The organism is Microbispora sp. CSR-4 (assembly GCF_008033685.1).
In the GTDB taxonomy this organism is placed as follows: domain Bacteria; phylum Actinomycetota; class Actinomycetes; order Streptosporangiales; family Streptosporangiaceae; genus Microbispora.
On the sequence record NZ_VJVX01000020.1, the window covers coordinates 1 to 26,266 of the forward strand.

The 26,266-nt window shown below is 71.2% G+C and carries 29 protein-coding genes; 12 read left to right on the forward strand and 17 right to left on the reverse strand.

Going from position 1 to position 26,266, the window contains the following annotated elements; genetic code table 11:
* Window positions 1-300: 300 nt before the first annotated feature.
* The 5 genes from urtE to urtA are packed head-to-tail and all read right to left on the reverse strand — an operon-like array spanning window position 301 to window position 4,956.
* On the reverse strand, window positions 301-993 hold the full coding sequence (gene urtE / locus FLV34_RS16620) for an urea ABC transporter ATP-binding subunit UrtE (protein ID WP_142649820.1): 693 nt from the start codon (window positions 991-993) through the stop codon (window positions 301-303).
* The gene (gene urtD, locus FLV34_RS16625) at window positions 980-1,741 is read right to left on the reverse strand and encodes an urea ABC transporter ATP-binding protein UrtD (protein WP_142649821.1); all 762 of its coding nucleotides are present in this window, start codon (window positions 1,739-1,741) and stop codon (window positions 980-982) included. Before urtD ends, urtE begins: the two co-directional genes overlap by 14 nt.
* On the reverse strand, window positions 1,738-2,871 hold the full coding sequence (urtC, locus tag FLV34_RS16630) for an urea ABC transporter permease subunit UrtC (protein ID WP_147943516.1): 1,134 nt from the start codon (window positions 2,869-2,871) through the stop codon (window positions 1,738-1,740). Before urtC ends, urtD begins: the two co-directional genes overlap by 4 nt.
* The gene (urtB, locus tag FLV34_RS16635; protein WP_142649823.1) at window positions 2,868-3,722 is read right to left on the reverse strand and encodes an urea ABC transporter permease subunit UrtB; all 855 of its coding nucleotides are present in this window, start codon (window positions 3,720-3,722) and stop codon (window positions 2,868-2,870) included. Before urtB ends, urtC begins: the two co-directional genes overlap by 4 nt.
* A 7-nt stretch (window positions 3,723-3,729) precedes the next feature.
* The gene (gene urtA, locus FLV34_RS16640) at window positions 3,730-4,956 is read right to left on the reverse strand and encodes an urea ABC transporter substrate-binding protein (RefSeq protein WP_142649824.1); all 1,227 of its coding nucleotides are present in this window, start codon (window positions 4,954-4,956) and stop codon (window positions 3,730-3,732) included.
* A 181-nt stretch (window positions 4,957-5,137) separates the two neighbouring features.
* Here urtA and FLV34_RS16645 point away from each other — a divergent pair, with 181 nt between their 5' ends.
* The 7 genes from FLV34_RS16645 (at window position 5,138) to FLV34_RS16675 (ending at window position 10,648) form a co-directional block, all read left to right on the forward strand.
* Entirely contained in the window at window positions 5,138-5,440 is a 303-nt protein-coding gene (locus FLV34_RS16645) for an urease subunit gamma (RefSeq protein WP_030506285.1), read from the forward strand.
* Window positions 5,437-5,781 carry an urease subunit beta gene (locus FLV34_RS16650; protein WP_142649825.1) on the forward strand — a complete coding sequence of 115 codons (345 nt, stop codon included), beginning with the start codon at window positions 5,437-5,439 and terminating at the stop codon, window positions 5,779-5,781. Before FLV34_RS16645 ends, FLV34_RS16650 begins: the two co-directional genes overlap by 4 nt.
* Window positions 5,774-7,492 carry an urease subunit alpha gene (locus FLV34_RS16655; protein ID WP_147943517.1) on the forward strand — a complete coding sequence of 573 codons (1,719 nt, stop codon included), beginning with the start codon at window positions 5,774-5,776 and terminating at the stop codon, window positions 7,490-7,492. The genes FLV34_RS16650 and FLV34_RS16655 overlap by 8 nt, the downstream gene beginning before the upstream one ends.
* A 1-nt stretch (window position 7,493) precedes the next feature.
* On the forward strand, window positions 7,494-8,402 hold the full coding sequence (locus FLV34_RS42485; RefSeq protein ID WP_147943518.1) for an urease accessory protein UreF: 909 nt from the start codon (window positions 7,494-7,496) through the stop codon (window positions 8,400-8,402).
* A gap of 65 nt (window positions 8,403-8,467) precedes the next feature.
* Window positions 8,468-9,166, forward strand: coding sequence for an urease accessory protein UreG (ureG, locus tag FLV34_RS16665; RefSeq protein WP_147943519.1), 699 nt, complete (start codon window positions 8,468-8,470; stop codon window positions 9,164-9,166).
* Window positions 9,167-9,171: 5 nt separating this feature from the next.
* A complete protein-coding gene (locus FLV34_RS16670; RefSeq protein WP_147943520.1) occupies window positions 9,172-9,927 on the forward strand; it encodes an urease accessory protein UreD in 756 nt (251 codons plus the stop codon).
* A 238-nt stretch (window positions 9,928-10,165) separates the two neighbouring features.
* Entirely contained in the window at window positions 10,166-10,648 is a 483-nt protein-coding gene (locus tag FLV34_RS16675; RefSeq protein ID WP_142649830.1) for a hypothetical protein, read from the forward strand.
* Between the two features lie 7 nt (window positions 10,649-10,655).
* Here the strand turns inward: FLV34_RS16675 and era are convergent, their stop codons facing one another.
* The 7 genes from era to FLV34_RS16710 form a co-directional block, all read right to left on the reverse strand.
* A complete protein-coding gene (gene era, locus FLV34_RS16680; RefSeq protein WP_142649831.1) occupies window positions 10,656-11,567 on the reverse strand; it encodes a GTPase Era in 912 nt (303 codons plus the stop codon).
* A 1-nt stretch (window position 11,568) separates the two neighbouring features.
* Window positions 11,569-11,904, reverse strand: coding sequence for a cytidine deaminase (locus FLV34_RS16685; protein WP_142649832.1), 336 nt, complete (start codon window positions 11,902-11,904; stop codon window positions 11,569-11,571).
* On the reverse strand, window positions 11,901-12,557 hold the full coding sequence (locus FLV34_RS16690) for a hypothetical protein (RefSeq protein WP_147943521.1): 657 nt from the start codon (window positions 12,555-12,557) through the stop codon (window positions 11,901-11,903). Before FLV34_RS16690 ends, FLV34_RS16685 begins: the two co-directional genes overlap by 4 nt.
* A 347-nt stretch (window positions 12,558-12,904) precedes the next feature.
* Complete coding sequence (locus FLV34_RS16695) at window positions 12,905-14,200, reverse strand: hemolysin family protein (protein ID WP_142649834.1); 1,296 nt, start codon at window positions 14,198-14,200, stop codon at window positions 12,905-12,907.
* A complete protein-coding gene (ybeY, locus tag FLV34_RS16700) occupies window positions 14,197-14,673 on the reverse strand; it encodes an rRNA maturation RNase YbeY (RefSeq protein ID WP_142649835.1) in 477 nt (158 codons plus the stop codon). Before ybeY ends, FLV34_RS16695 begins: the two co-directional genes overlap by 4 nt.
* A gap of 28 nt (window positions 14,674-14,701) precedes the next feature.
* On the reverse strand, window positions 14,702-15,724 hold the full coding sequence (locus FLV34_RS16705) for a PhoH family protein (RefSeq protein WP_142649836.1): 1,023 nt from the start codon (window positions 15,722-15,724) through the stop codon (window positions 14,702-14,704).
* Between the two features lie 54 nt (window positions 15,725-15,778).
* A complete protein-coding gene (locus FLV34_RS16710; protein WP_260617398.1) occupies window positions 15,779-16,123 on the reverse strand; it encodes a histidine triad nucleotide-binding protein in 345 nt (114 codons plus the stop codon).
* A 244-nt stretch (window positions 16,124-16,367) separates the two neighbouring features.
* On the opposite strand from FLV34_RS16710, the gene FLV34_RS16715 reads away from it, so the two are divergent.
* Both FLV34_RS16715 and FLV34_RS40485 read left to right on the forward strand, forming a co-directional pair.
* Window positions 16,368-16,847, forward strand: coding sequence for a SigE family RNA polymerase sigma factor (locus FLV34_RS16715; protein WP_111697223.1), 480 nt, complete (start codon window positions 16,368-16,370; stop codon window positions 16,845-16,847).
* Entirely contained in the window at window positions 16,844-17,527 is a 684-nt protein-coding gene (locus FLV34_RS40485) for a hypothetical protein (protein ID WP_187280652.1), read from the forward strand. Before FLV34_RS16715 ends, FLV34_RS40485 begins: the two co-directional genes overlap by 4 nt.
* Before the next feature lie 152 nt (window positions 17,528-17,679).
* On the opposite strand, the gene FLV34_RS16725 is transcribed toward FLV34_RS40485, so the two are convergent.
* The 3 genes from FLV34_RS16725 to hrcA are packed head-to-tail and all read right to left on the reverse strand — an operon-like array spanning window position 17,680 to window position 20,577.
* A complete protein-coding gene (locus tag FLV34_RS16725) occupies window positions 17,680-18,414 on the reverse strand; it encodes a 16S rRNA (uracil(1498)-N(3))-methyltransferase (protein WP_142649838.1) in 735 nt (244 codons plus the stop codon).
* A gap of 9 nt (window positions 18,415-18,423) precedes the next feature.
* On the reverse strand, window positions 18,424-19,563 hold the full coding sequence (gene dnaJ / locus FLV34_RS16730; protein ID WP_142649839.1) for a molecular chaperone DnaJ: 1,140 nt from the start codon (window positions 19,561-19,563) through the stop codon (window positions 18,424-18,426).
* The gene (hrcA, locus tag FLV34_RS16735) at window positions 19,564-20,577 is read right to left on the reverse strand and encodes a heat-inducible transcriptional repressor HrcA (RefSeq protein WP_142649840.1); all 1,014 of its coding nucleotides are present in this window, start codon (window positions 20,575-20,577) and stop codon (window positions 19,564-19,566) included.
* 445 nt (window positions 20,578-21,022) lie between these two features.
* Here hrcA and FLV34_RS16740 point away from each other — a divergent pair, with 445 nt between their 5' ends.
* The gene (locus tag FLV34_RS16740) at window positions 21,023-21,829 is read left to right on the forward strand and encodes a DUF3097 domain-containing protein (RefSeq protein ID WP_147943522.1); all 807 of its coding nucleotides are present in this window, start codon (window positions 21,023-21,025) and stop codon (window positions 21,827-21,829) included.
* Window positions 21,830-21,867: 38 nt separating this feature from the next.
* Here FLV34_RS16740 and hemW read toward each other — a convergent pair whose 3' ends face one another.
* Window positions 21,868-23,088 carry a radical SAM family heme chaperone HemW gene (hemW, locus tag FLV34_RS16745; RefSeq protein ID WP_142649842.1) on the reverse strand — a complete coding sequence of 407 codons (1,221 nt, stop codon included), beginning with the start codon at window positions 23,086-23,088 and terminating at the stop codon, window positions 21,868-21,870.
* Window positions 23,089-23,468: 380 nt separating this feature from the next.
* Here hemW and FLV34_RS16750 point away from each other — a divergent pair, with 380 nt between their 5' ends.
* Window positions 23,469-24,347, forward strand: a complete 879-nt coding sequence (locus FLV34_RS16750; RefSeq protein ID WP_142649861.1) for a CDP-diacylglycerol diphosphatase — start codon at window positions 23,469-23,471, stop codon at window positions 24,345-24,347.
* A gap of 237 nt (window positions 24,348-24,584) precedes the next feature.
* Window positions 24,585-25,844, forward strand: coding sequence for a glycoside hydrolase family 18 protein (locus tag FLV34_RS16755; protein WP_147943523.1), 1,260 nt, complete (start codon window positions 24,585-24,587; stop codon window positions 25,842-25,844).
* Between the two features lie 78 nt (window positions 25,845-25,922).
* Here the strand turns inward: FLV34_RS16755 and FLV34_RS16760 are convergent, their stop codons facing one another.
* The gene (locus FLV34_RS16760) at window positions 25,923-26,192 is read right to left on the reverse strand and encodes a GntR family transcriptional regulator (protein ID WP_222709534.1); all 270 of its coding nucleotides are present in this window, start codon (window positions 26,190-26,192) and stop codon (window positions 25,923-25,925) included.
* Window positions 26,193-26,266 lie beyond the last annotated feature (74 nt).

Genomic DNA, 26,266 nt, shown 5'->3' on the forward strand with positions numbered 1-26,266 from the left:
AGTCATACCGGGGACTCGCCGACGACGACTTCGCAGCCCTCGACCAATGGCTTCGAGCTCTGTGAATCACGCGCAATCCACAGGATTTGACAATTGCTCCACACGCCCTCGTATGGCGACACACCTCGGCCATCGCGCGAACCGGCCGGAGACGGCGGAGGAAGCGGTCGGTCCGTGCGCAGTGCCGGGTCCGGACGGCCCCTGCCGCTGCGGAACCGCTGTGGCGGCGCGGAGCCTCCGGCGCGGCCGAAGGCGTTCACACGTGCGATCGCTTCCTCCCCTCCAGGGTAAACGCGAGGCTCAGACCGACAACAGCCGGTGGACCTCCTCATCTTGGAGCTCCTCTGCCGGGCCGGATCTGACCACGCGGCCGGCGTCGAGGATCACGAACCCGTCGGCCAGCCGCAGCGCGAGGTCCAGATACTGCTCCACCAGCAGGATCGCCAGACCGCTCGCGTGCAGGCGTTCGACGGCCTCCTCGATCTCCAGGATGATCGACGGCTGGATGCCCTCGGTGGGTTCGTCCAGGATCAGCAGCTTCGGCCGGGTGACCAGGGCCCGCGCCATCGCGAGCTGCTGCTGCTGACCACCCGACAGGAAGCCCGCCGGCCGTTTGAGCAGCGGTTTCAGCCGGGGGAAGACCTCCAGGGCCTCCTCCACCGCCGCCCGGTCCCGGTGCGCCGACGCCTCCAGCGTGACCAGCAGGTTGTCGATCACGCTGAGCTGGGGAAACGTGTCGTGTCCCTGCGGCACGTAGCCCATGCCGAGCCGTACGCGCTGGTCGGGGCGCAGCCGGGTGACGTCCCTGCCCTCGAACGTCACCTTCCCACCGGTCGCCGGGAGCACGCCCATGATGGTGTCGAGCAGGGTCGTCTTGCCGACCCCGTTGCGGCCCATCACGCAGACGAGGCGGCCGGCGGGCACCTCGAGCGAGACGCCGAAGAGCACCCGCGCCCGGCCGTACCCCGACTCCAGTCCCTCAACGGACAGCATCCTCGGCCTCCTCCCGAGCCCGGCCCAGGTAGATCTCCTGCACGCGCGGGTCGGCCCGCACCTGGTCGACCGAGCCCTCCGTCAGCACCTTGCCCTCGTGGAGCACGGTGACCTGGGAGGCGTAGCGACGCAGGAAGTCCATGTCGTGCTCGACCACGATCACGGTGTGGTCGCGGGCGACCTCGGTGAGCAGCTCGCCGGTGCGCTCGCGCTCGCCGGAGGACATGCCGGCGACCGGCTCGTCGAGCAGCAGCAGCCGGGGCCGCTGGACGATCAGCATGCCGATCTCCAGCCACTGCCGCTGCCCGTGCGACAGCACCCCGGCCTTGCTGCCGGCCAGGGAGGCCAGGCCGGTCGTCTCCAGCGCCGCCGTGACCTCCTCCGACACCCCGCGCCTGCGGCGCAGCAGCGACCACAGCGGGCGCCGGAACGACGCGGCCAGGTCGAGGTTCTCCAGCACGGTGAGCTCCTCGAAGACCACCGAGGTCTGGAAGGTGCGGCCCACGCCGAGCCGCACGATCTCGTGCTCCCTGCGGCCCACGAGGTCGTTCCCCTCGAACCGCACCGAGCCCCCGGTGGGCCGGGTCAGGCCCGTGATCACGTCGATGAGGGTGGTCTTCCCCGCGCCGTTCGGGCCGATCAGGAACCGCAGCTCGCCCCGGCCGACGGTGAGGTCGACGCCGTCGATCGCCCGGAAGCCGCCGAAGGCGACCTCCAGAGACCGGATTTCCAGCAGCGTGTCGGTCACACCCGTGCCTCCCTTCTCCGTACGAGGCCGGCGGCAAGGCCCGCGATGCCCTTGGGCGCCAGCGTCATGACGAGCACGAACAGGGCGCCCTGGAGATAGAGCCAGGCGTCCGGCAGTTCCTCGCTGAAGTACGTCCGGGCATAGCCCATGACGACCGCGCCCAGCACCGCGCCGGCCAGCGCGAACCGGCCGCCGACGGCCACCGCGACGACGAGTTCGAGCGAGGGCACGACCCCGAGCAGGGCAGGCGAGATGATGCCGACCACGGGCACGAACAGCGCCCCGGCGATGCCGGCCATGCCCGCCGAGACGGCGAAGGTCAGCGTCTTGACGGTGGCCGGGTTGTACCCGAGGAAGCGCACCCGGTCCTCGCCGTCCCTGACGGCCAGCAGCAGCCGCCCGAACCGGCTGCGGACGAGCTGTCTGGCGCCCAGGTAGAGCACCCCGAGCACGACCGCGACGAGCAGGTAGAGGCCCCGCTGGGTCTCGTCGGCCGCCACGTCGCGGCCGAAGAAGTCGAAGAAGTTGGTCAGGCCGTTCGTGCCGCCGGTCAGCCCCTGCTGACCGACCAGCAGGATCACCAGCGCCGCCGCCAGCGCCTGGGTGAGGATCGCGAAGTACGCCCCGCGTACGCGCTGGCGGAAGACCAGCGCGCCGAGCAGCAGCGCGACCACGACCGGCAGCACGACGACCATGGCCAGCGCGAAGACCGGGTTGCCGAACGGCTTCCACAGCGCGGGCAGCTCTTCCACCCCGCTCCAGACCATGAAGTCGGGCAGGTCCCCGCCGGCGTCGTTGAGCTTGAGATACATGCCCATCGCGTAGCCGCCGAGGCCGAAGAACACCCCCTGGCCGAGCGTGAGCATGCCGCCCTGCCCCCAGGCGAGGCCGATGCCCAGCGCCACGATCGCGTAGCACAGATACTTGGCCAGCAGCCCGAGGCGGAACGGCTCCAGCAGCAGCGGCGCCACCACCAGGGCGAGCACCGCCACCGCCGTGAAGACCGCCGGGCCCTGCCACCGCCGTACGGGCTTGTCCGGCGCCGCCGCGCCCGCGCCCTTGTCCGGGACGGCCGCGTCGGCGCTCTCGACCGGCGCCCTCGTGTCGGCGCCCTCGACCGGGGCCGTCATGTGAGCGCCCTCGATCGGACGAAGAACAGCCCCTGCGGCCGGATCTGCAGGAAGCCGATGATCGCCACGAAGACCACCACCTTGGCGAGGCTGGCGTCGCTCCAGAACTCGGCATAGGAGTTCAGCAGACCGAGGCCGGCCGCGGCCAGCACCGCGCCGCGAAGCTGCCCCAGACCGCCCGCGACGACCACGAGGAACGCGTCCACGATGTAGTAGGTGCCGAGCGTCGGGCCGACCGGCCCGATCAGCGTGAGGGCGACCCCGGCGATCCCGGCGAGGCCGGAACCGATGAAGAACGTCCGCTGGTCGACCCGCCCGGTGTCGATGCCGCTCGTGGCCGCGAGCTTCCTGTTCTGCATCACGGCCCGCATCCGCCGTCCCTGCCCGGTCCTGTTCATGTACGCCCAGATCGCGAGCACCGAGGCCGCGGCGAGCGCCATGATGAACAGCCGGTTGTACGGCAGGATCCCGATGCCGCCGCGCAGCCAGGCGGGCGAGGCGACCTGCACGTTGGGCGCCCCGAACAGGTCACGGGCGAGCTGCTGGAGCATGAGGCTGACGCCCCAGGTGAGCAGCAGCGTGTCGAGCGGGCGACCGTAGAAGCGCCGGATCAGCGTGCGCTCCAGGATCAGGCCCATGACCCCGGCCACCACGAAGGCGGCCGGGAGGGCGATCAGGAAGCCCACGCCCTGCAGCAGGTAGGCCGTGTAGGCCCCCGCCATGATGAACTCACCGTGGGCCATGTTGATCACGCCCATCTGTCCGAACGTGAACGTCAGCCCGAGAGCGATGAGCAGCAGGACCGCTCCGATCGACAGCCCGATCGGCAGCTGGTTGAGCATTCCCTCCATGTCGGCGTCAGACCAGTCCGCCGGCCCAGGGGTACGTCTTGAGGTAGGGGTCCGGCTTGATCGGCTCGCCGGAGTTCCACACCTCCTTGATCTGACCGTCCGGCTGGACGACGCCGATGCGCGCGGTCTTGTAGACGTGCTGGTTGTCGCCGTCGATGGTGACCTTGCCCTCGGGGCGGTCGAGGGACACACCGCCGGCGGCCTTCTTCACGGCCTCCACGTCGGTGCTGCCGGCCTTCTTCACGGCCTCGGCCCACAGGTAGACGGCGTTGTATCCGGCTTCCATCGGGTCGGAGGTCACCTTGTCCGCGCCGTACTTCGCCTTGAACGCGGCGACGAACTTCTGGTTCTCCGGGGTGTCGGTCGTCTGGTAGTAGTTCCAGGCCACGAGCTGCCCGGCGACGTTGTCGACGCCGATGCCCTTGACCTCCTCCTCGGCCACGGACACCGACATGACCGGCATCTGCTCGGCGGTGATCCCGGTGCTCTTGAGCTGCTTGAAGAACGCGACGTTGCTGTCGCCGTTCAGGGTGTTGAAAACCGCGTCCGGCTTCGCCTCGGTGATCTTATTGACGAGCGTGCTGTATTCGGTGTGCCCGAGCGGGGTGTACTCCTCGCCGAGGATCTCCATCCCGTTCGCCGCGGCGTACGCCTTGATGATTTTGTTCGCGGTTCTCGGGAAGACGTAGTCGCTGCCCACCAGGAACAGCTTCTTCTTGCCCTCCTGCTTCAGATAGTCGAGCCCGGGAACGATCTGCTGGTTGGTCGTCGCGCCCGTGTAGAAGATGTACGGCGAGCTTTCCAGGCCCTCGTACTGGACCGGATACCAGAGCAGCGCCTTGCGTTTCTCGAAGACCGGGAGCATCGCCTTGCGGCTCGCCGACGTCCAGCCGCCGAATACGGTGGCGACCTTGTCCTGCGCGATGAGCTTGGTGGCCTTCTCCGCGAAGGTCGGCCAGTCGGAAGCGCCGTCCTCCACGACGGGCTCCAGCTTCTTGCCCAGCACGCCGCCGGCCGCGTTGATCTCCTCGATCGCGAGCAGTTCGGCGTCCCTGACCGTGACCTCGCTGATGGCCATCGTGCCGCTGAGGGAGTGCAGGATGCCGACCTTTATGGTGTCGGAACCACCAGATGAGGCCGATGTACTATTTGTCGAGGATTGTCCGCCACATGCCGCGAGTGTCGCGGTCGCGAGAGCGAAAGCCGCTCCGGCACGCCATAATGAGTTCCGCAATTGCCTCTCCTTGCCGCTGCGGCCCCCGAGTTGATCCGTCTGCCGCCAAGGTGGGCGCGTGGTATTTCCCGCCGAAATCCCGGGAGTTAACAACTCATTAGCGAGAGCTCACCGCCTGTCGGATACGCATACGAAATGCACGGGTAACGCGGGGGAAACGGCGGGTACCTATCGTCCCGCCATGCGGCTCACTCCACACGAACAGGAACGGCTCCTCATCCACGTCGCCGCGGGCGTGGCCCGCGAGCGCAAGGAGCGCGGCCTTCGCCTCAACCATCCGGAGGCGACGGCCCTCATCGCGTCATTCCTCCTGGAAGGCGCCCGCGACGGCCGCAGCGTCGCCGACCTGATGGACGCCGGCCGCAAGGTCCTGCGGCGCGAGGACGTCATGGAGGGCGTGCCCGAGATGCTGGAGTCCGTCCAGATCGAGGCCACCTTCCCCGACGGCACCAAGCTCGTCACCGTCCACAACCCGATCGCATGAGCACACCGCGCTTCGAGGGCGTGCCGGGAGAGATCCTCTGCGGCGACGGCGACGTGCCGCTGAACCCGGGCAGGGAGCGGATCACCCTGAGAGTCGTGAACACCGCCGACCGGCCGGTGCAGGTCGGATCGCACTATCACTTCGCCGCCGCCAACCCCGGCCTGGAGTTCGACCGCGAGGCGGCCTGGGGCACCCGTCTCGACATCCCGGCGGGCACCGCGATCAGGTTCGAGCCCGGGGTGGAGCGCGACGTCACGCTCGTCCCGCTCGCGGGGAACCGTGTCGTACCCGGCCTCCGTCCCGAGTGGGCCGGGCCTCTCGACGGGAGGACCGATGACTAGCGTCGAACGCGCGCGCTACGCCGCGCTGTACGGCCCGACCACCGGCGACCGCGTGCGCCTGGCCGACACCGACCTGTACGTCGAGGTGACCGACGACCTGTCGATGGGCCCCGCCGGGGCGGGCGACGAGGCCGTGTTCGGCGGCGGCAAGGTCATCCGCGAGTCGATGGGGCAGGCGCGCACCACGAGAGCCGAGGGCGCGGCCGACCTGGTCATCACCGGCGCGGTGATCCTCGACCACTGGGGTGTGGTGAAGGCCGACATCGGCGTACGCGACGGCCGGATCGCCGCCATCGGCAAGGCCGGCAACCCCGACACCATGGACGGCGTCCACCCGGACCTCGTCATCGGCCCGTCCACCGAGATCCTCGCGGCCAACGGCAAGATCGTCACGGCGGGCGCGGTCGACTCGCACGTCCACCTGATCTGCCCGCAGCTCATGGACGGGGCGCGGGCCTCCGGGGTGACCACGATCATCGGCGGCGGCACCGGCCCCGCCGAGGGCACGAAGGCCACCACCGTGACCGGCACCTGGTATCTCGGCCGGATGCTGGAGTCGCTGGACTCCTACCCGGTGAACGTCGCCCTGCTCGGCAAGGGCAACACGGTCAGCGAGGAGGGGCTGCTCGAACAGCTCAGGGCCGGGGCGTCGGGCTTCAAGCTGCACGAAGACTGGGGCACCACCCCCGCCGCCATCGACGCCTGCCTGCGGGTGTGCGACGCGACCGGGGTGCAGGTCGCCATCCACACCGACACGCTGAACGAGGCGGGGTTCGTGGAGTCGACCCTGCGGGCCATCGGCGGGCGGGCGATCCACGCCTACCACACCGAGGGCGCCGGAGGCGGCCACGCCCCGGACATCATCACGGTGGCCTCCCACGTCAACGTGCTGCCGTCGTCCACGAACCCGACCCGGCCGCACACGGTCAACACCCACCACGAGCACCTGGACATGCTCATGGTGTGCCACCACCTCAATCCCGCCATCCCGGAGGACCTGGCGTTCGCCGAGTCGCGCATCCGGCCCACGACGATGGCGGCCGAAGACGTCCTGCACGACATCGGCGCGATCTCGATGATCGGCTCCGACTCCCAGGCCATGGGCCGGATCGGCGAGACGATCATCCGCACCTGGCAGACGGCGCACGTGATGAAGCGCCGCCGCGGCGCGCTGCCGGGCGACGGCCCGGCCGACAACCTCCGGGCCCGCCGCTACGTCGCCAAATACACGATCAACCCGGCGATCGCCCACGGCCTGGACGCGGAGATCGGCTCGGTGGAGCCCGGCAAGCTCGCCGACCTCGTGCTGTGGAGCCCGGCCTTCTTCGGGGTGAAGCCGGACGTCGTGGTGAAGGGCGGCGTCATCGCCTACGCCCAGATGGGCGACGCGAACGCGTCGATCCCGACGCCGCAGCCCGTGCTCCCCCGGCCGATGTTCGGCGCGGCCCCGGTCACCGCCGCCGCGACCTCGCTGCACTTCGTCGCGCCGCTCGCGCTGGAGGACGGCCTGGCCGACCGCCTGGCCGTGGGCAGGCGGCTGGCGCCCGTGGCCGACGTACGCGCCCGGCGCAAGGACGCGATGCCGCTCAACGACGCCCTGCCCGACATCCGGGTGGATCCCGACACCTTCGCCGTACGCGTGGACGGCGAGCTGATCGAGCCCGCCCCGGCCGAGTCGCTGCCGATGGCGCAGCGCTACTTCCTCTTCTGACATGAACGGCGAAGCGGCGCTGCTGCTGCTGGCCGACTCCCGGCTGCCGGCGGGCGGGCACGCCCACTCGGGCGGCGTGGAGGAGGCCGTACGGCGGGGCGTGGTGACCGGCCCCGGCGACCTCGCGCGGTTCCTGCGCGGCAGGCTCGCCACCGCCGGCCTCGTCACCGCCGCCCTCGCCGCCGCCGCCTGCGAACTGGCCGCCTCGGAAACCGCCGCCGAGACCGTCCCCGCAGGCAGCGGCGGCGCGGACCGGGAACGCGGCACAGACCGCGAACGCGACACCGGCCGGGAACGCGGCAGCGACGGCGCGGACCGGGAACGCGGCGCCGCCCGTGACCCGGTGGCGTCGCCCGCGAAGGGCGTCACGGACGACGCAACGGACGACGCAACGGATGAGGCTGCGGGCGAGGCCGTCAGCGGCATGGAGCTGTGGCGGCGGCTGGACGCGGAGGCCGACGCCAGGACCGCCGCACCCGCCCAGCGGGAGGCCTCGCGCACCCAGGGGCGGCTCCTGCTGCGCACGGCCCGGCGGATGTGGCCCTCGGCCGTCCTGGGCACGCTCGCGCGGGCCGTGCCGGAGGGACCGCACCATCCTGTCGCGCTCGGCGCGGCCGGAGCCTCGGCGGGCTGCACGCCCCGCCAGGCCGCGCTGACCGCCGCCTACACCTCGGTCACCGCCCCGGCCACAGCGGCCGTGCGGCTCCTCGGCCTCGACCCGGTCACCGTTCCCCGCCTGCTCGCCGATCTCGCCCCCGCGATCGAGGACGCGGCCCGCGCCGCCTGCGCGTCGCTCGGCGACGCGGCCGGGCCGGCGGGCTGGCACACGCTGCCGGGGCACGGCGCGCCCGCGCTCGACCTCCTGGCGGAGGGACACCTGACCAACCCGATGAAGCTCTTCGTCTCCTGATCACTCCTCCCCACGAATCTCCACGTATCCGTACCGGCCATCGCACGAGAAGGAGCACAACCCCCATGGGCGCTCAGCACGACGATCTCCACGACGCGGCCGATCCACACGGGCGGGCGCTCCGCCTCGGCATCGGCGGGCCGGTCGGCAGCGGCAAGACCGCCCTGGGGGCGGCGCTGTGCCGCAGCCTCGGGCCGTCGCTGCGGCTCGGGGTCGTGACCAACGACATCTACACCACCGAGGACGCCGACTTCCTCCGCCGCGCGGGCGTCATCGACCCCGAACGGATCCTCGCCGTACAGACCGGCTGCTGCCCGCACACCGCCATCCGGGACGACATCGCGGCCAACCTGGACGCCGTCGAGACGCTGGAGGAGCGGTTCGGGCCGCTCGACCTCGTGATCGTCGAGAGCGGCGGCGACAACCTCACCGCCACGTTCAGCCGGGGCCTGGCCGACCGGCAGATCTTCGTGCTCGACGTGTCGGGCGGCGACAAGGTGCCGCGCAAGGGCGGGCCGGGGGTGACCTCCGCCGACCTGCTCGTCGTCAACAAGACCGACCTCGCGCCGATGGTCGGCGCCGACCTGACCGTGATGTCCCGCGACGCGGCGGCCGTACGGGACGGCAGGCCCGTGCTGTTCACGTCGATCAGGGAGGACAAGGGCGCGCACGCCGTGGCGGAGTGGGTGACGCACATGGTCGGCGCCTGGCAGCACGAGCACGGCGAGCCCCACCACCACGCCGCGCAGGCCCCGGCGTCCTGACCGGCATGACGGCCTTCACCGCGCACGCGCTGATCAGGACGGAGGCCGCGAGCGGGGGCCGGACCCGGCTGGAGACGCTGCGGTCCGACCCTCCGCTGACGCTGCGGCAGACCGGCCCGCAGCGGGTCCACCTCGTCTCGACCGGCGCGGGACCGCTGCGCGGCGACCACCTCGACCTCGACGTGGACGTCGCGCCCGGCACCTCGCTGGAGGTTCGCTCGGTGGGCGCCACGCTGGTGCTGCCGGGGCTCGCGGACGCCCCTTCGGTCATGGTCGTGCGGGCGCGGGTCGGCGCGGGTGCCACCCTGCGCTTCTCCCCCGAGCCGACCGTCCTCGCCGCCGGATGCGCCCACCGCCTCGTCGTACGGCTCTCGCTCGCCGAGGACGCCACGGTCTTCTGGCGGGAGGAGATCGTCTTCGGGCGGCACGGCGAACGGCCGGGACGCTGCCACTCGCGGTTCGACGCGACCGTGGCCGGACGGCCCCTGCTCCGCCAGGACCTCCTGATCGGCGAGGAGGCGCTGGACGGCAGCCCGGCCGTCTACGGGGACGCCCGGTGCGTCGGCTCGACCCTGCTCGCGGGGCCCGCCTGGGCTCCGCCCGCGGTGCCGGATGTCAAGCGCGAGCGGCGGGCCGTGCTGGGAGACGGCTGGGCGGCGCTGCCGCTGGGCGGTCCGGGCGTGCAGGTGTGCGCGCTCGGCGCGGACGCGGTCGAGCTCAGGGAGCGGCTGCGGCGCGGCGAGGAGGCCGCGGCCGCCTGAACGCCACCCGGGCCGCCGCCCGCCTGAACGCCACCGGGGCCGCCGCCCGCTGAACGCCACCCGGGCCACCGTCCGCCGCACCGGCCACGACGGTGCACAGACCACGGACGTTCCCGGCCTGCCACACCGACCACGGCCACGGACGTTCCGGCCCGGGCGCATCATCGAGGGCGACTCGGGCGTCCGCCGCGCGGCCGGGGGGCTGAAACCGGCGGCCTCGGGCCGTAGCCTGGTGATCGTGTCGGAACCCACGCAGCACCCCGGCGGTCCGCGGCGAGGCACCAGCACGGCCGGCGTCCTGCGGGCCGCCGGTGTGTTCGTCGCGGGGTTCGCGCTGGCCGTGACCGCGCTGCTCCCGTGGGCGGGCCTCACCGCCGAGTTCGGCATTCTCAACGCGTCGCTCACGCACGCCGTGCGCGGCGTCGACGCGGGCCCGGGCTGGTTCGTGCTGGGCGCCGGGATCACGGCGATGCTGCTCGGCGTGCTCGGCGCGACGCGAAACTGGCTGTTCACCGGGCTGGCGATCCTGCCCGGCGCGGTGGCCGCCTTCGCGCTGGCCATGTTCCTCGCCGACCCGCACGACCTCGTGGGCCGGCTCGACTTCCAGGTCTCCGGGCTGCTGCGGGTGCACCCGACGATCCAGTACGGCTGGTTCGCCGGCCTGCTGGCCTCGGTCGCGCTGGCCGTGCTCGCCGCCGTCGCGCTGCTGCGCCGCCGGTGAACGGCCGTCAGTCGTAGAAGCCGAGACGCCGCAGCTGCTTGGGATCGCGCTGCCACTCCTTGGCGATCTTCACCCGGAGATCGAGGTAGACGCGGGTGCCGAGCAGCGCCTCGATCTGCTGCCGGGCGCGGGTGCCCACGTCCTTGAGCCGCGCGCCGCCCGGGCCGATCACGATCGCCTTCTGCGAGGGCCGCTCGACGAACATGTGGGCGTACACGTCGAGGAGGTCGTCACGACCCTCCCGGGGGTGCATCTCCTCCACGACCACCGCGATCGAGTGGGGCAGCTCGTCGCGCACGCCCTCCAGTGCGGCCTCCCGGATCAGCTCGGCGACCAGCGTCTGCTCCGGCTCGTCGGTGAGTTCCCCGCCGGCGTACAGCGGGGGCGACTCCGGCAGCCGCTTGACGAGCACGTCGGCGAGGACGTCGAGCTGCTCGCCGCCCTGCGCGGACACCGGGACGATCTCCGCGAAATCGGCCAGCGCGGACACCGCGAGAAGCTGGTGGGCGATCTGCTCGCGAGTGGCGAGGTCGCACTTGGTGACGACCGCCACCACCGGGGTCTTCTTGACGGCGGCGAGCTTGTCGACGATGAACCGGTCGCCCTTGCCGATCGGCTCGTTGGCCGGCACGCAGAACCCGATCACGTCGACCTCGGTCAGCGTGGACAGCACCAGGCTGTCCAGCCGCTCGCCCAGCAGCGTGCGGGGACGGTGGAACCCGGGGGTGTCCACGATCACGAGCTGGGCGTCCGGGCGGTGCACGATGCCGCGGATGGCCCGCCGCGTGGTCTGCGGCTTGGACGAGGTGATCGCCACCTTGGTGCCGACCAGGGCGTTCATCAGCGTGGACTTGCCGACGTTGGGCCTGCCGACGAAGCAGGCGAAGCCCGCACGGAAACCGCTCGATTCGGCGTCCACGTCAGATGTACCGGCCCTTCAGGGAACCGTCGGGCGCGGCCAGGAAGAGCGTGCCGTTGCCCATGTCCTCGACGACGGCCACGTCCTGCTCCGCCGGGTCGTCGGCCTCGGTGACGATCGCCGCCGCCTCCAGGGACTTCGCCCCGCTGGACACGGCCATGGCGACGGCCGCCTGGAGGGCCGAGAGCCGGAGCGAGGGCAGCGCCACCGTGGTCGCGGCGTACGTCCGGCCGGTCTCGTCGCGCACCGCGGCGCCCTCGGGGGTGCCGCCGCGCGCCCGCGCCGACCTGGCCAGCGTGATGATCTTGTTGTCCTCGGGGTCCAGCGTCTGTGTCACGCGTCAAGGGTACCGACCTCGCGGACGAGCAGCCGTGTCAGTTCGGCCGTACGGACGGGGTCGGGAGCGGCCAGGCCGGCGTGCACGAGCGCGATCAGCGTATGGCCGGAGCGGGCGACGACCACGTGCATGCGGTAGGGGTAGCCGCCGACCTTTCCGGTCAGCGCCCGGCCCGCGGCGTCCGGCCCGCCGATGCCGGGCAGCGGCGTCCGCCCGGTCAGGCGGTCGTACGGCGTGCCGTCGTCGGCCGTCGCGCAGCGGGAGAGGGCGTCGCGGAGCGCGGCGAGGTGACCGGCCGCCTCGCCGCCGTCGTAGACGGCGACGCCGACCCCGGCGAGCTCGCCCGCGTGCGCGCCCTGGTAGGTGGCGGCGGTCGCGCCGCTGAGCCCCTCGCGCGGGGGCCTGCCCGCGGCCGCGTCGAACAGCAGGCGGCACGCGCGGGCGCGGGGACGGAACGGCGGACGCCAGGGCGCCCGCGCGTGGCTGAAGAACCCCTCGGGAAGGCCGTCCATCCGGCCGAGCACCATCGGCGGGCGCCCGACCCCCGCCCTGTGAGGCACCCGGGCGGGGGCGTGCGTGACCCCGTCCGTGCCGCCGCAGGCACCGGTGGCCAGGACCAGGCAGCCCGCGACGGCCGCGTGGACGATGCGCATACCCGCCTCCCCGCTTTGCCGGAGGTTTTCCTTCCCCGGACCGCGAGCGGGTAATCACATTGCGTAATCAATACTGATCCGACGCGGGAACCAATGCGGGGCTCCCACCCTTGACCGGGTGGGAGCCCCGCACCGATTACGGATCCCCCATGGGAGGCTCCGGTGCGCCGCGAACCCCTCCCGGCGCGCCGGACTCCCCAACGAGACGCCCCGAACCCCTTCTGAGCGCCTGGGACAACGATGGCCGGGCACGCTTGCAACTCGGTTGAAAGACGCTTGCAGCCCCAGGTGGTGACGGGTCACCCGAGGTCGCGCCGGCTCACTCGTGGCGGGTCACTCGTGGCAGGTCACTCGTGGTCGGCGCCGGCGGCCACGACCTCGTCGCCCGTCGCGGGCTCCTCGCGGCGCACGACGACCGTGCTGATCCGGTTGCGGCGTCCGGCCAGGTTCTCGGCCGTCAGGCGCAGGCCGCCGACCACCGCCTCCGAGCCCGCGATCGGCACCCGGCCCAGGGCGTGCGCCAGCAGGCCGCCGACCGTGTCGACGTCGTCGACCTCGATCTCGCGGTCGAACAGCTCGCCGAGCTCGTCGACCGGGAGCCGCGCGGTCACCCGCACCGCCCCGTCGTCCAGCCATTCGACCCGCGGGGCCTCCTGGTCGTACTCGTCGGCGATCTCGCCGACGATCTCCTCAATGACGTCCTCGATGGTGACGAGGCCCGCGGTGCCGCCGTACTCGTCGATGACGATGGCGAGGTGGATCTGCCGCGCCTGCATCTCGCGCAGCAGCTCGTCGATCGGCTTGCTCTCCGGCACGTACGTCGCGGGGCGCATGAGCTCGTCCACCCGCGTCCCGCCGTCGCCGGTGTCCTGGATGCGGCGGACGATGTCCTTGAGGTAGGCGATGCCCACCACGTCGTCCTCGTTCTCCCCCACCACGGGGATGCGGGAGAACCCGCTGCGCAGGGCCAGCGAGAGCGCCTGGTGCAGCGTCTTGCCGCGCTCGATGAAGACCATGTCGGTGCGCGGCACCATGACCTCGCGCACCAGCGTGTCGCCGAGCTCGAAGACCGAGTGGATCATCTCCCGCTCGTCGGGCTCGATGACCCTGCGCTGCTCGGCCAGGTCGACGAGGTCGCGCAGCTCGGCCTCGGAGGTGAACGGCCCCTCGCGGAAGCCCTTGCCCGGGGTGAGCGCGTTGCCCAGCAGGATCAGTAACTCGGGCAGCGGCCCGAAGATCCGGGTCAGGCCGTACACGATGGGCGCGCTCGCCAGCGCCACCACCTCGGCGTGCTGGCGGCCGAGCGTGCGCGGCATGACCCCGACGATGACGTAGCTCACCAGGATCATCACCACGGCCGCCAGGGCGTACGCCTGCCCGCGGTCGCCGAGCCAGTCGATGAACAGCAGCGTCGTGATCACCGTCGCGACGAGCTCACAGCTCAGGCGGAGCAGAAGCACCAGGTTGAGGTAGCGCGGCGGGTCGGCGACGATCGCCTGCAGCCGCACCGCACCGCGCCTGCCCTCCTTGACGAACTCTTCAGCGCGCACCCTGGAGATGCGGGTCAGCGCCGTCTCCGCACTCGCCAGCAGGCCGCCGGCCACGATGAGGACGACGGCGGAGAGCAGCCAGCCGTCGTTCACGGCTTACGCCGCACCTCCCGCCAGGCGCCGAGCAGCTCGTCCTGCAGCCCGAACATCTCGGCGTGCTCCTCCGGCTCGGCGTGGTCGTAGCCGAGCAGGTGCAGGATGCCGTGCGTGCACAGCAGTTCGAGCTCGTCCTGCGCGCTGTGCCCGGCCTCGGCGGCCTGCTTGGCGGCCACCTGGGGGCACAGCACCACGTCGCCGAGCAGCGCCGGGTCGGGGGACGCGTCGTCCTCGTCCCGGCCGCCGACGTTGGGCCGCAGCTCGTCCATGGGGAAGGCCAGCACGTCGGTCGGCCCCGGCTCCCCCATCCACTGCTCGTGCAGCTCGGCCATCGCCGCCTCGTCGATCACCAGGATCGACAGCTCGGCCAGCGGGTTGATCCCCATCCGGCCGAGGACGTGCCCGGCCAGCTCGACCAGCGCCGACTCGTCGACCTCGACGCCGGACTCGTTGGCCACCTCGATGCTCACGGGGTCTCCTCACCCGTCATGGTCCCGCTCACCGCCGGTTGTTCCGCGGCCGCTTGTTGATCGCGCGCGGTTCCGACGCCATCGCGGCGTCGTACCGGCCGTAGGCGTCGACGATGTCGCTCACCAGCTTGTGCCGTACGACGTCGGCGCTGGTCAGCCTGCTGAAATGGATGTCCTCGATGCCGTCGAGGATCTGCTGGACGACCTTCAGGCCGCTGTCCTGGCCGCCGGGCAGGTCGATCTGGGTCACGTCACCGGTGACCACGATCTTCGAGTTGAACCCGAGCCTGGTCAGGAACATCTTCATCTGCTCGGGCGAGGTGTTCTGCGCCTCGTCCAGGATGATGAAGGCGTCGTTCAGCGTGCGTCCGCGCATGTACGCGAGCGGCGCGACCTCGATCGTCCCCGCCGACATCAGGCGCGGGATGGACTCGGGGTCGAGCATGTCGTGCAGCGCGTCGTACAGCGGCCGCAGGTAGGGGTCGATCTTCTCGTAGAGCGTGCCGGGCAGGAAGCCCAGCCGCTCCCCCGCCTCGACGGCGGGGCGGGTGAGGATGATCCGGTTGACCCGCTTGTTCTGGAGGGCCTTCACGGCCTTCGCCATCGCCAGATACGTCTTGCCGGTGCCGGCGGGGCCGATGCCGAAGACGATCGTGTGCCTGTCGATCGCGTCGACGTACCGCTTCTGGTTGACCGTCTTCGGGCGGATGGTGCGGCCCCGCGAGGACAGGATGTCCAGGGACAGAACCTCGGCCGGACGGTCGGTGGCCTGCCGCAGCATGTGGATGCTGCGCTCGACCGCGTCGGGGGACAACTCGGCACCCGAGCCGACCAGCTCCACCAGCTCCTCGAAGAGGCGCACGACGATGCCGCTCTCCTCGGGACTGCCGGTGATCGTGATTTCGTTGCCCCGCACGTGGATATCGGCGCTGAAGGCGCCCTCGATGACCCGTAGCAGCTCGTCGCCCGACCCGAGGAGGCTGACCATCGGCTGCCCCTCGGGGATGACTACCTTGGCCTGGGTCTTGTGCATTTGCTGTGACTCGGACATGGGCGGCCTTTGCGGCCCTGATCGCCTCCCTAGCTCCCTCCCCACTTTAGCCGCTCAGCCGGGGGGCCAGGTGAGGCCCCGGCCGCCGAGGACGTGCGCGTGGACGTGGAAGACCGTCTGCCCGGCGCCCTCTCCGGTGTTGAACACGATCCGGTAGCCGCTCTCGGCCACGCCCTCCTGTACGGCCACCGCGTGGCAGGCCTTGAGCAGGTCGTCTGCCAGGCCGTCGTCGGCCGCCGCCAGCGCGGCGGCGTTCTCGTGGTGGGCCCTCGGCACGACGAGGACGTGGGTGGGGGCCTGCGGGTTGATGTCGCGGAAGGCCAGCGCCCGCCCGGTCTCCAGGACGATGTCCGCCGGGACCTCCTTGGCCACGATCTTGCAGAAGAGGCAGTCGCTCACGCGCGAAAGCCTAGCCGTTGACACTAGTTGATGACTGCAATGATCCCCCGGGCTAGGGTGAGTGTGCGAGACTGCACCAGAAAACCCCCCTAGTGTCGGGCGAGGACACCACTGGGCCATGCCCCCTCATGATTCGGAAGAACGTAAACCCCCCGAGGATGACGAGCGTCCTATTGATGTGACCACCGAGACCCTCGTGGCCGACAGGTCGTTGGGAACGGTGCCCGTCGGGTGGGATGCCGACATGGCCGTGACGGCGCTCTACAGCGCTCACTATCGGTCACTGGTGCGTCTCGCCGTGCTGCTGGTGCGTGATGTGGCCAGCGCCGAAGAGGTCGTTCAGGACGCGTTCGTCGCCCTTCATGGCGCCTGGCGCAGGCTGAGGGACACCGACAAGGCACTGGCCTACCTTCGGCAATCGGTCGTGAACCGATCGCGTTCCGTGCTGCGGCACCGAGCGGTCGTCGAGAAGTACGCGCCCAAGGGGCTGCCCGACGCGCCCAGCGCTGAGAACGGCGCGATCGGCGAACTGGAGCGCTCGGCCGTCATCGAGGCGCTGCGCGGCTTACCCACCCGGCAGCGCGAGGCACTGGTGCTGCGATACTACGGCGACCTGTCGGAAGCCGAGATCGCCCACGCGATGGGGATCAGCAAGGGCGCCGTGAAGAGTCACACGGCCCGCGGCATGGCCGCACTACGGATGGCACTGGAGCAGTTCTCATGACCTTCCCTCCCGACGACGAGTACGGCGAGCTGCTCCGCCGTGCCCTGCGCGCGGAGGCGGACTCGGTCGTGCCGTCTCCCGATGGACTCGAAATCATCCGCGGGCGGATCGAGCAGCGTGGTCTGCGCGGCCTGCGGCACCTGCTGTGGCGGCGGGTCGGAGCGGCCGCCGCCGGGGCCGTGCTCGTGGCGGGCGCGGTCGTGATGATCGTCCCCGGCCTGCGCGACCAGGTGGCGCAATCAACGGGCATCTCCAACGCCGGCGACGAACGTGAGGACAACAGGGACACCTCGTCGGTGATCCGGCCGCCCAACCCGGCGGAGCCCTCGCGGCCGGTCGTGATCGTGCCCGTCACCCCGAGCCCGTCGCGCGAACGGCCCAGCCCGACCCCCACGCCCAAGACGGAGGCGACCACCAGACCGTCGCCGTCGCCGTCCGATCCCTGCGTCACGCCCACCCCCGAGGCCGGGGTGATCGAGCCCGACACGGCCCTCCCGCCGACGTGCTCGCCCACGTCGGTGACGCAGGAGACGCCCGTGACGACGCCGTCGGCCTCGCGCCGCCCGTCGTCGCCTCCGCGCACGACGTCCGCGCCCCCGGTCACCCCGAGCACGCCGCCTCCCGCGGAGGCGGCGACGCCCGAAGCGGCGGCGGCCCCGTCGCCCTCGCCCTCGCCCTGACCCGGCCCCCTGGTCGTCGGCCGGGGTCCGCGGCCCGGTGGACGGGCCGGTCCCGGCCTCCGAGTTGACGGGACGGCTTTGTCAGCCGTGGCGGGGCTATGCGCCGCGGCCGGACTATGAGCCGAGGCCGGGCTATGCGCCGCGGCCGTGCGTCACCAGCGGCCGCAGCGGGACATCAGGACGGCCGCCGCGGCCACGCCCGCAGTCGAGGTGCGCAGCACCGTCGGCCCCAGCAGGGCCGGCGTGGCTCCCGCGGCCCGCAACGTGGCGATCTCCTCGTCGGTGACGCCGCCCTCCGGGCCGACGATCATCACGATGTCGCCCGGCTCCTCCGGCAGGGGCAGGCGGCTCAGCGGCTCGGCGGCCTCCTCGTGCAGGACGACCGCGAGCGCCGCCGACGAGACGAGCGCGCCGACCGCCGCGGTCGTGGCCTGCTCTGTCACCTCGGGCAGATGGAAGCGCCGGGCCTGCTTGGCCGCCTCGCGGGCCGTGCCGCGCCAGCGGGCGAGGGCCTTGGCGGCCCGGTCGCCCTTCCACTGGGTGACGCACCGGGAGGCGGCCCAGGGGACGATCACGTCGACCCCGGCCTCGGTCATCATCTCGACCGCGAGCTCGCCCCGGTCGCCCTTGGGCAGGCCCTGGACGACCACCAGTCTCGGCCGGGGCGGCGGGACCTCATAGCGGCGCAGCACCTCGGCGGTCAGCGAGTCCTTCCCCGCCGCCGTGACCGTGCACTCGGCCACCCGCCCCGCGCCGTCGGTCAGGTCGATCCGCTCCCCCGGCCGCAGGCGGCGTACGGCGGCGGCGTGCCGCCCCTCGGGCCCGTCGAGGACGATCGTGTCCCCCGTCTGGCCGGCCGCGTCCGACAGGAACACGGGAACAGTCATGCGATCAGCTCAGCGGCCGTTGAAGGCGTCCCGCAGGCGGGAGAAGAAGCCCTGCTGGCCCGGGGAGAACTTGCCGGGCGGGCGCTCCTCGCCGCGCAGCTTCGCCAGCTCGCGCAGCAGTTCCTCCTGCTGCGGGTCGAGCTTGCTCGGCGTCTCGACGTTCACGTGGATCAGCAGGTCGCCTCTGCCGGTCTCGTTGAGCCGCTGGACGCCCTTGCCGTACAGGGGGATGACCTGGCCGGCCTGGGTGCCGGGCCGGATGTCGATCTCCTCCGCGCCGTCGAGGGTCTCGATCGTGAGCGAGGTGCCGAGCGCGGCGGCCGTCATCGGGATGGCCACCGTGCAGTGCAGGTCGTCGCCGCGCCGCTCGAAGATCTGGTGCGGCCGCTCGACGATCTCCAGGAACAGGTCGCCGGGAGGCCCGCCGCCGGGGCCGACCTCGCCCTCGCCGGCGAGCTGGATGTGCGTGCCGTCCTCGACGCCGGCCGGGATCCTGACCTTGATCGTGCGCCGGGTCCGCACCCGTCCCTCGCCCGAGCACTCCATGCAGGGGTGCCGGATGACGCTGCCGTACCCGCCGCACTGGGGGCAGGGACGCGAGGTCATGACCTGGCCGAGGAACGAACGGGTCACCTGCGACACCTCGCCGCGCCCGTGACACATGTCGCAGGTGTCGGGGTGCGTGCCGGACGCCGCCCCGGAGCCCTGGCAGACCTCGCAGACCACGGCCGTGTCGACCACGATCTCGCGGGTCGTGCCGAAGGCCGCCTCCGCCAGGTCGAGCTCGACCCTGATGGTGGCGTTGCGGCCCCGGCGGGCACGGGAGCGGGGCCCCCGCGCGGCGCCCGCCGAGCCGAAGAAGGCGTCCATGATGTCGCTGAACGGGAAGCCCGCGCCGAAGCCGCCGGCTCCGGCCCCCGCTCCGCCGCCACCGCCGAACGGGTCGGCGCCCATGTCGTACATGCGGCGCTTGCCCGCGTCGGACAGCACCTCGTACGCCTGGTTGATCTCCTTGAACCGCTCCTGGGTCTCCGGATCGGGGTTGACGTCCGGGTGCAGCTCACGGGCAAGACGGCGGTATGCCTTCTTGATCTCTTCCTGGCTGGCGTCGCGCCGTACGCCAAGGGTCGCGTAGTAGTCGTTGGACACTTATGACCCCGCCAGGATCTGGCCGACGTAACGCGCCACCGCGCGCACCGCACCCATCGTCACCGGATAGTCCATTCGTGTCGGGCCCAGCACTCCGAGCCGGGCCAGTTCTCTGTCGCCCGAACCGTATCCGGCGGCCACGATAGACGTGCCGCGGAGCCCGCTGTAGGGGTTCTCGGATCCGATGCGGACGGTCAGTTCGGAAAGCCCGCCGGTCTCCCCCAGCAGGCGGATGAGGACGACCTGCTCCTCCAGGGCCTCCAGCACGTCCCGCAGGCCGATGCTGAAGTCGGCGGCGGCCAGGTTGGCCGTGCCACCGAAGACGATCTTCTCCTCGTGCCGCTCCACGAGCGTCTCAAGCAGCACGGAGAGGATCGTGGCCGCCACCGGCCTGTCCTCGGGGGGCAGGCGGTCGGGAATGTCGGCCACCGTCTCCGGCACCTGGGACAGGCCGCAGCCGTCCAGGCACGCGTTGAGCACGGCGCGCAGATTCGCGATCCGGTCGTCGGCGATGGCCTCGGGCAGATCGACCACACGCTGCTCGACCCGCCCGGTGTTCGTGATCAGCACCAGCATGACCCGGCGCTCCGCGAGCGGGACGATCTCCACATGGCGGACCGACGACCTGGTGAGCGAGGGATACTGCACCACCGCGACCTGACGGGTGAGCTGCGCGAGCAGCCGCACCGTACGCATGACGATCTCGTCGAGGTCCACGGCCCCGGCGAGGAAGGTCTCGATGGCCCTGCGCTCGGCACCCGACAGCGGCTTGATCTGGGACAGCCGGTCGACGAACAGCCGGTATCCCTTGTCCGTCGGCACCCTTCCGGCACTGGTGTGCGGCTGGGTGATGTAGCCCTGCTCCTCCAGCGCCGCCATGTCGTTGCGGATCGTCGCCGGAGAGACGCCGAGGTTGTGCCTGTCCGCCAGGGCCTTGGACCCCACCGGCTCGTTGGTGGACACGTAGTCCTCGACGATGGCCCGCAGGACGGCGAGCTTGCGGTCGTCGAGCAATGTGTCACCTCCCTGTGCCTGGAAACACCGACTCTGGCACTCTGTGTTCCCGAGTGCCAAGTGTACGGCTACCACCCCACCTGGTGCGATAACGCGCAGGGGGGCACGGACAAGCGGGCTGCGAATCGACCGCAAGCCGCATGGCCGACTCTTCACCCTATGCACGAGCACCAGAGACCCGCGCCGGCCGAGGCGACCACGCGGGTTCCCCGCCCATGATGCCCCCGGCACGGCCCGGCGCGCCCCTGTGGCTGCCGCACCCGTTTCCCCCGCCGTACGCCGCTCCCCGGCCGATCCGGCCCCGCGCTGCTGTGGGTCCCTGGGTGCTCTTCGCCGTCCTGCCGGTCGTGCCGGCTTCCTGGCCGCGCCGATCGTGACGATCGTCGTACTCGCGCGCCGCTCCGCGGCCCGCCGCCGCAGGGCGTGATTTGCTAGCGTTCCCCGCATGTACGGGCGGGACGTGCTTTCCGGAGACTGGCGGCGGCCACGGCGGGGGCAGATCCCCGAGGTCCCGGCAGAGCCCGACCTCGTGGTGGAGGACGCCGAGGGCCGCTTCTGCGGCGCCGTGGTGGCCTGCGACAAGGAGGCCGTGACGCTGGAGGACCGGTTCGGCCGCAGGCGGGGGTTCCCGCTGACGCCCGCCGGGTTCCTCCTCGAAGGCAAACCGGTGACGCTGGTGCGGCCCCAGGCCGGCCCCAAGGGCCCGCTGCGGAGCGCCTCCGGGTCGATCGCGGTCGAGGGCCTGCGCGCGCAGGTCGCCAAGGGGAGCCGCATCTACGTCGAGGGCGTCCACGACGCCTCGCTGGTGGAGAAGATCTGGGGACACGACCTGCGGGTGGAGGGGGTCGTCGTCGAGTTCCTCGAAGGGGTGGACGACCTCCCTGCCATCGTCGAGGAGTTCGGCCCCGAGCCGGGCAGGCGGCTCGGCGTGCTCGTCGACCACCTGGTGCCCGGCTCGAAGGAGAGCCGCATCGCCGCCCGGGTGTCCGGGGACGACGTGCTCGTCGTCGGGCATCCGTTCGTGGACATCTGGCAGGCGGTCAAGCCCCGGGCGCTCGGCATCCCCGCCTGGCCGGACGTGCCGCGCGGCGTGCCCTGGAAGGAGGGCGTGATCGCCGCCCTCGGCTGGCGGATGGACCCCCAGGAGGCGTGGCGGCACATCCTGAGCCGGGTCACGACCTACGCCGACCTGGAGCCCGAGCTCCTCGGCCGTGTGGAAGAACTGATCGACTTCGTCACCGCCCCCGTTTAAGGGGTGAGATCCCGGATCTAAGGGGTGAGGTCCCGGATCTAAGGGGTGAGGTCCCGGACCACCGCGTCGGCGAGCAGCCTGCCGCGCAGCGTGAGCACGGCCTGGCCCGCCTTGAACGCCTCCACCTCCAGCAGTCCGTCCGCCAGTGCCCGCGCGCACGCCGTACGCGCCTGGGGGGCGAGGTCGGCCAGCGGGAGACCCGAGGCGAGGCGCAGCTCCAGCATGACCCTTTCGACGGCCCTGTCCTCCGCCGACAGCACCTCGCGGGCGTGCGCGGGCGAGGTCCCGGCCGCCAGCCGGGCGGCGTACGCCGCCGGATGCTTGACGTTCCACCAGCGGGTGCCGCCGACGTGGCTGTGCGCCCCCGGCCCGGCCCCCCACCAGTCGCCGCCGGTCCAGTAGAGCAGGTTGTGGCGGCAGCGCGCCTCGTCTCCCGCCGCCCAGTTGGAGATCTCGTACCAGCTCAGGCCCGCGGCCGTCAGCATCTCCTCGGCGATCAGGTAGCGGTCGGCCGCCACGTCGTCGTCCGGCATCGGCAGCTCGCCGCGCCGGATGCGTGCGGCGAGCCGGGTGCCGTCCTCGACGATCAGGGAGTACGCCGAGACGTGGTCGGGCCCGGCGGCCAGCGCGGCCTCCAGGGAGGCCCTCCAGTCGTCGTCGCTCTCCCCCGGCGTGCCGTAGATGAGGTCGAGGTTGACGTGCTCGAACCCGGCGTCGCGGGCCTCTCGTACGGCCTCGGCGGGCCGGCCGGGGGTGTGCCGCCGGTCGAGGACGGCGAGGACGTGCTCGCCCGCGCTCTGCATGCCGAAGCTCATCCGGGTGAACCCGCCCGCCCGCAGCTCCTTCAGGTAGGCCGGGTCGACGGACTCGGGGTTGGCCTCGGTCGTCACCTCGGCGCCGGGCCGCAGGCCGAACTCCTCGCCGATGGCGTCCAGGATCCGTACGAGGTCGGCGGCGGGCAGCAGGGTCGGCGTGCCGCCGCCGAAGAAGACGGTCTCAACGGGCGGCGCGGCGTCTCCCAGCACGCGCCGGGCCAGCCGTATCTCCTCGACCGCGGTGGCGGCGTAGTCGCGCTGTGATGCGCCGGGCCCCAGCTCGGACGCCGTGTAGGTGTTGAAGTCGCAGTAGCCGCAGCGCGTCGCGCAGAACGGGACGTGGACGTAGAAGCCGAACGGACGGGAGCCGAGCCCGTCGAGGGCCTCGGACGGCAGCTCGCCGCTCGGGGGGACGGGATCGCCGTCGGGAAGCACGGAAGGCACGCTCTCCAGTCTGCCGCCACTCGCCCCCTGCCCTCGACGCCCGGTCTGGTATCACTGCCGGTTTTTCGCTCTCGCCCGAATATCGCACGATATGCGATGCCGGAATATCTCTTATGAGCATTCGCCCGGCCGAGATTTCCGGGTCCGTTCGCCGCGCGCCAGGAGATTCTCTCGACCCCCCGGGGAAGTGTTCCGATCTTTCCTACGGAAAATCAAGCCTGCGCCAGGGGCTTTTACCGGCCACCAGAGGGGGGATCAACCTCGCCGAGTGCGTCGATCTTTCACTGACGACGCCGTTTCCGGTCTCGCGTACGGCCTGAACCGCAAGGCGCGCGAAGATCGCGGCAAATAGCAACAGATGCGGGTTGTCGGGGGTAGTCATGCATGAAAACGACGAGGCGAGCGAGCTGACGCGGCGCCGGTTCATCCAGTTCTCCAGTATGGCGGGCGCCACCATACTCACAGGCGCGAGCATTCTCGCCGGCGCCGGGCACGCGCTCTCCGCGCCTTCGCCGACATGCGGCCCAGACCCCGACGAAAATGATTGCGGCAATCCCCACAGTAAGGAGCCCCTCTGGACAAAAAGTCAGGACTGCTTCAAAAAAGGCACCTGCCTGCAGAACCACCCAGACTTCGTGGTGATGAAGGGCAACCCGAGCAAGAAGAAGTACGTCAACTACCTCCTCATCCCCACCAAGCGGATCAACGGCATCGAGTGTCCGTGGATCTGCTGCAGCACCGCACCGAATTATTGGAGCGCCGCCGACTACTGCGCCACCCAGCAGCCCACCGAGGTTCCCGCCCCGGTGGGATTGGGGATCAATTCGAGGCCGGCGAGACAGCTCGACCAGTTGCACATCCACATGGCGCGGGCGCGCCCGGAGTCCTATAACGACCTCGTCGCCCAGGACAAGCTGGCCGCCAGAACCGTAGAGAATTGGGCGGACACGCGCGTGTCGATCACCGGCTACAGCGAGCAGCACCACACGAACATCCAACACACCTACCGCGTGCTCATCTGGGGGGGATTCACCCACGACAATCTCTTCGCCATGCTCAGGAGCATGCTGGTCCACACGCCGCACGGAGGGACCATCGCCAAGGCTCAGGCGATCATGTACCTCCAGACGCTGATCGTGATACCTCGGCCCTTCGGCGGCTACTACATCGTCAACAGCGAGAGGAGCCTGGAGAAACCGGGGACGTCCAAGGCGGATGGAAGCGACACCTGCGACCCCCTGCTTCTCATGCATCCGTGACCCCGTCACCGTTCGCATGGCAGCGCCCGAACTAAGTGCGTACGACGCCGTGGTCGCGCGCGAGGCGCCGTCGCACGCGTGGCAGCACGGTCGCGCGTGTGGGCGGCATGATCGCGTGCGTGGCGCCGGCCCGCCGCACTCGGGCGCTGCCATTGACGCCCCGATCACCTCGGTCTACGATCGCGGCAATTTACAGGAAACTTTCCTATAAAAAGCGCTCGGGAGGCCGGCGTGCTCATGAGAAGGACTCTCGCCGCGGCGGTCGCCGCCACCCTGGCGGCCGGATTAGCGCCGTCAGCGGCCCAGGCCACCACCGGCGGCGGAGACCGCTACAAGCGGGTGGCCTACTTCATCCAGTGGGGCATCTACGGGCGCAACTACCACGTCAAGGATGTGGAGACGAGCGGCGCCGCCGGGAAGCTGACCCACATCAACTACGCCTTCGGGTTCGTCGGCCCTGAGGGCACCTGCTACTCCGCCGACCCCTGGGCCGACTGGCAGCGCCCCGTGCCCGCCGACCAAAGCGTCGACGGCGTCGCCGACTCCGACGACCAGCCTCTCAAGGGCAACCTCGGCCAGCTCAAGAAGCTCAAGGCCCGCCACCCCGGCCTCAAGGTCCTCATCTCCCTCGGCGGCTGGACCGGCTCCGCCCACTTCTCCGACGCCGTCCTCACCCCCGAATCCCGCGCCAAGCTCGCGGCCTCCTGTGTCGACCTGTGGCTCAAGGGCAACCTCCCCGGCCTGCCCGCAGGCGTCGCCGCCGGCGTCTTCGACGGCATCGACCTCGACTGGGAATGGCCAGGCTCCGCCGGAAACGACGGCAACGTCATCCGCCCCGAAGACAAGCAGAACTTCACCCTGTTCCTGGCCGAACTCCGCCGCCAGATGAAGGCCCACGACCGGCACGACCAACTGACCGCCTTCCTCCCCGCCGCCGCCACCAAAATCGACGCCGGCTTCGAGGTGCGGAAGGTCTTCGACCAGCTCGACTTCGCCACCGTCCAGGGCTACGACCTGCACGGCCCCTGGGAGAACCGCACCGGCCACCAGGCCAACCTCTTCACCGACCGCCGCGACCCCAACGACGTCAAATACAGCGTCGACCAGACCGTACGCGACTACATCGCACGCGGCGCACCCAAAAACAAGATCGTCATCGGCGTCCCCGCGTACGGCCAGGGCTGGACCGGAGTGACCTCCCGCGCCGACGGCCGCTACGCCACCGCCACCGGCCCCGCCCCCGGCACCTGGGCCCCCGGCAGCGACGACTACAAGATCCTCGTCAACAAACCCGGCAAACGCTACCGCGACCTGCTCACCGGCACCCTCTGGCTCTACGACGGCAACGAGTTCTGGTCCTACGACGACCCCGCCGTCATGCTGGAAAAGGCCGCCTACATCCGCCTCAAGGGCCTCGGCGGCTCCATGCTCTGGTCCATCGACCAAGACGACGCCAAAGCCTCCCTCACCACCGCCCTCTACTCCATCCTCCGCTGACACCCGGCCCGGGGGAGGGACTTCGTACGGCTCCCCTGCCTGGGTGTCTTCGAAGGCCCCCGATCTGTTCGGGGGCCCTCACTCGTCTTCGGTGTCTCTCCCGGGCGGGCCGCCGGTCTCGGGGTCGGCGACGAAGGTGCCCTTGCCGAGCACGGTGTAGACGTCTCCGGCCTTGAGCAGCTCGTTGATGACCCGGCGTGCGGTGCCCTTGGCGATGCCGAACTCCTCGGCCATGCGCGGTTCACCAGGGACGGGGTGCCCCACCTGGTATTCGCCCGTCCGGATACGCCGTCGTATCTCTTCGAGGACGGCTTCCCATTTGAGCTGGTCAGGCCGGAACTCGATCACGGGCTCAAGAGTAGGACAGCAGGCGGACATCCTGGCCGCGCTCGGCGGCCCGCTCCGATCCCAAGGGGTCCGTA

Excerpts from the sequence above, each read along its gene's own strand:
- urtE (WP_142649820.1), bottom strand. The coding sequence starts at position 993 with ATGCTGTCCGTTGAGGGACTGGAGTCGGGGTACGGCCGGGCGCGGGTG.
- urtC (WP_147943516.1), bottom strand. The coding sequence starts at position 2,871 with ATGACGGCCCCGGTCGAGGGCGCCGACACGAGGGCGCCGGTCGAGAGC.
- urtB (WP_142649823.1), bottom strand. The coding sequence starts at position 3,722 with ATGGAGGGAATGCTCAACCAGCTGCCGATCGGGCTGTCGATCGGAGCG.
- FLV34_RS16645 (WP_030506285.1), top strand. The coding sequence starts at position 5,138 with ATGCGGCTCACTCCACACGAACAGGAACGGCTCCTCATCCACGTCGCC.
- FLV34_RS16650 (WP_142649825.1), top strand. The coding sequence starts at position 5,437 with ATGAGCACACCGCGCTTCGAGGGCGTGCCGGGAGAGATCCTCTGCGGC.
- FLV34_RS16655 (WP_147943517.1), top strand. The coding sequence starts at position 5,774 with ATGACTAGCGTCGAACGCGCGCGCTACGCCGCGCTGTACGGCCCGACC.
- FLV34_RS42485 (WP_147943518.1), top strand. The coding sequence starts at position 7,494 with ATGAACGGCGAAGCGGCGCTGCTGCTGCTGGCCGACTCCCGGCTGCCG.
- ureG (WP_147943519.1), top strand. The coding sequence starts at position 8,468 with ATGGGCGCTCAGCACGACGATCTCCACGACGCGGCCGATCCACACGGG.
- FLV34_RS16670 (WP_147943520.1), top strand. The coding sequence starts at position 9,172 with ATGACGGCCTTCACCGCGCACGCGCTGATCAGGACGGAGGCCGCGAGC.
- FLV34_RS16690 (WP_147943521.1), bottom strand. The coding sequence starts at position 12,557 with ATGCGCATCGTCCACGCGGCCGTCGCGGGCTGCCTGGTCCTGGCCACC.
- FLV34_RS16705 (WP_142649836.1), bottom strand. The coding sequence starts at position 15,724 with ATGTCCGAGTCACAGCAAATGCACAAGACCCAGGCCAAGGTAGTCATC.
- FLV34_RS16715 (WP_111697223.1), top strand. The coding sequence starts at position 16,368 with ATGGCCGTGACGGCGCTCTACAGCGCTCACTATCGGTCACTGGTGCGT.
- FLV34_RS40485 (WP_187280652.1), top strand. The coding sequence starts at position 16,844 with ATGACCTTCCCTCCCGACGACGAGTACGGCGAGCTGCTCCGCCGTGCC.
- FLV34_RS16725 (WP_142649838.1), bottom strand. The coding sequence starts at position 18,414 with ATGACTGTTCCCGTGTTCCTGTCGGACGCGGCCGGCCAGACGGGGGAC.
- FLV34_RS16740 (WP_147943522.1), top strand. The coding sequence starts at position 21,023 with ATGTACGGGCGGGACGTGCTTTCCGGAGACTGGCGGCGGCCACGGCGG.
- FLV34_RS16750 (WP_142649861.1), top strand. The coding sequence starts at position 23,469 with ATGCATGAAAACGACGAGGCGAGCGAGCTGACGCGGCGCCGGTTCATC.
- FLV34_RS16755 (WP_147943523.1), top strand. The coding sequence starts at position 24,585 with ATGAGAAGGACTCTCGCCGCGGCGGTCGCCGCCACCCTGGCGGCCGGA.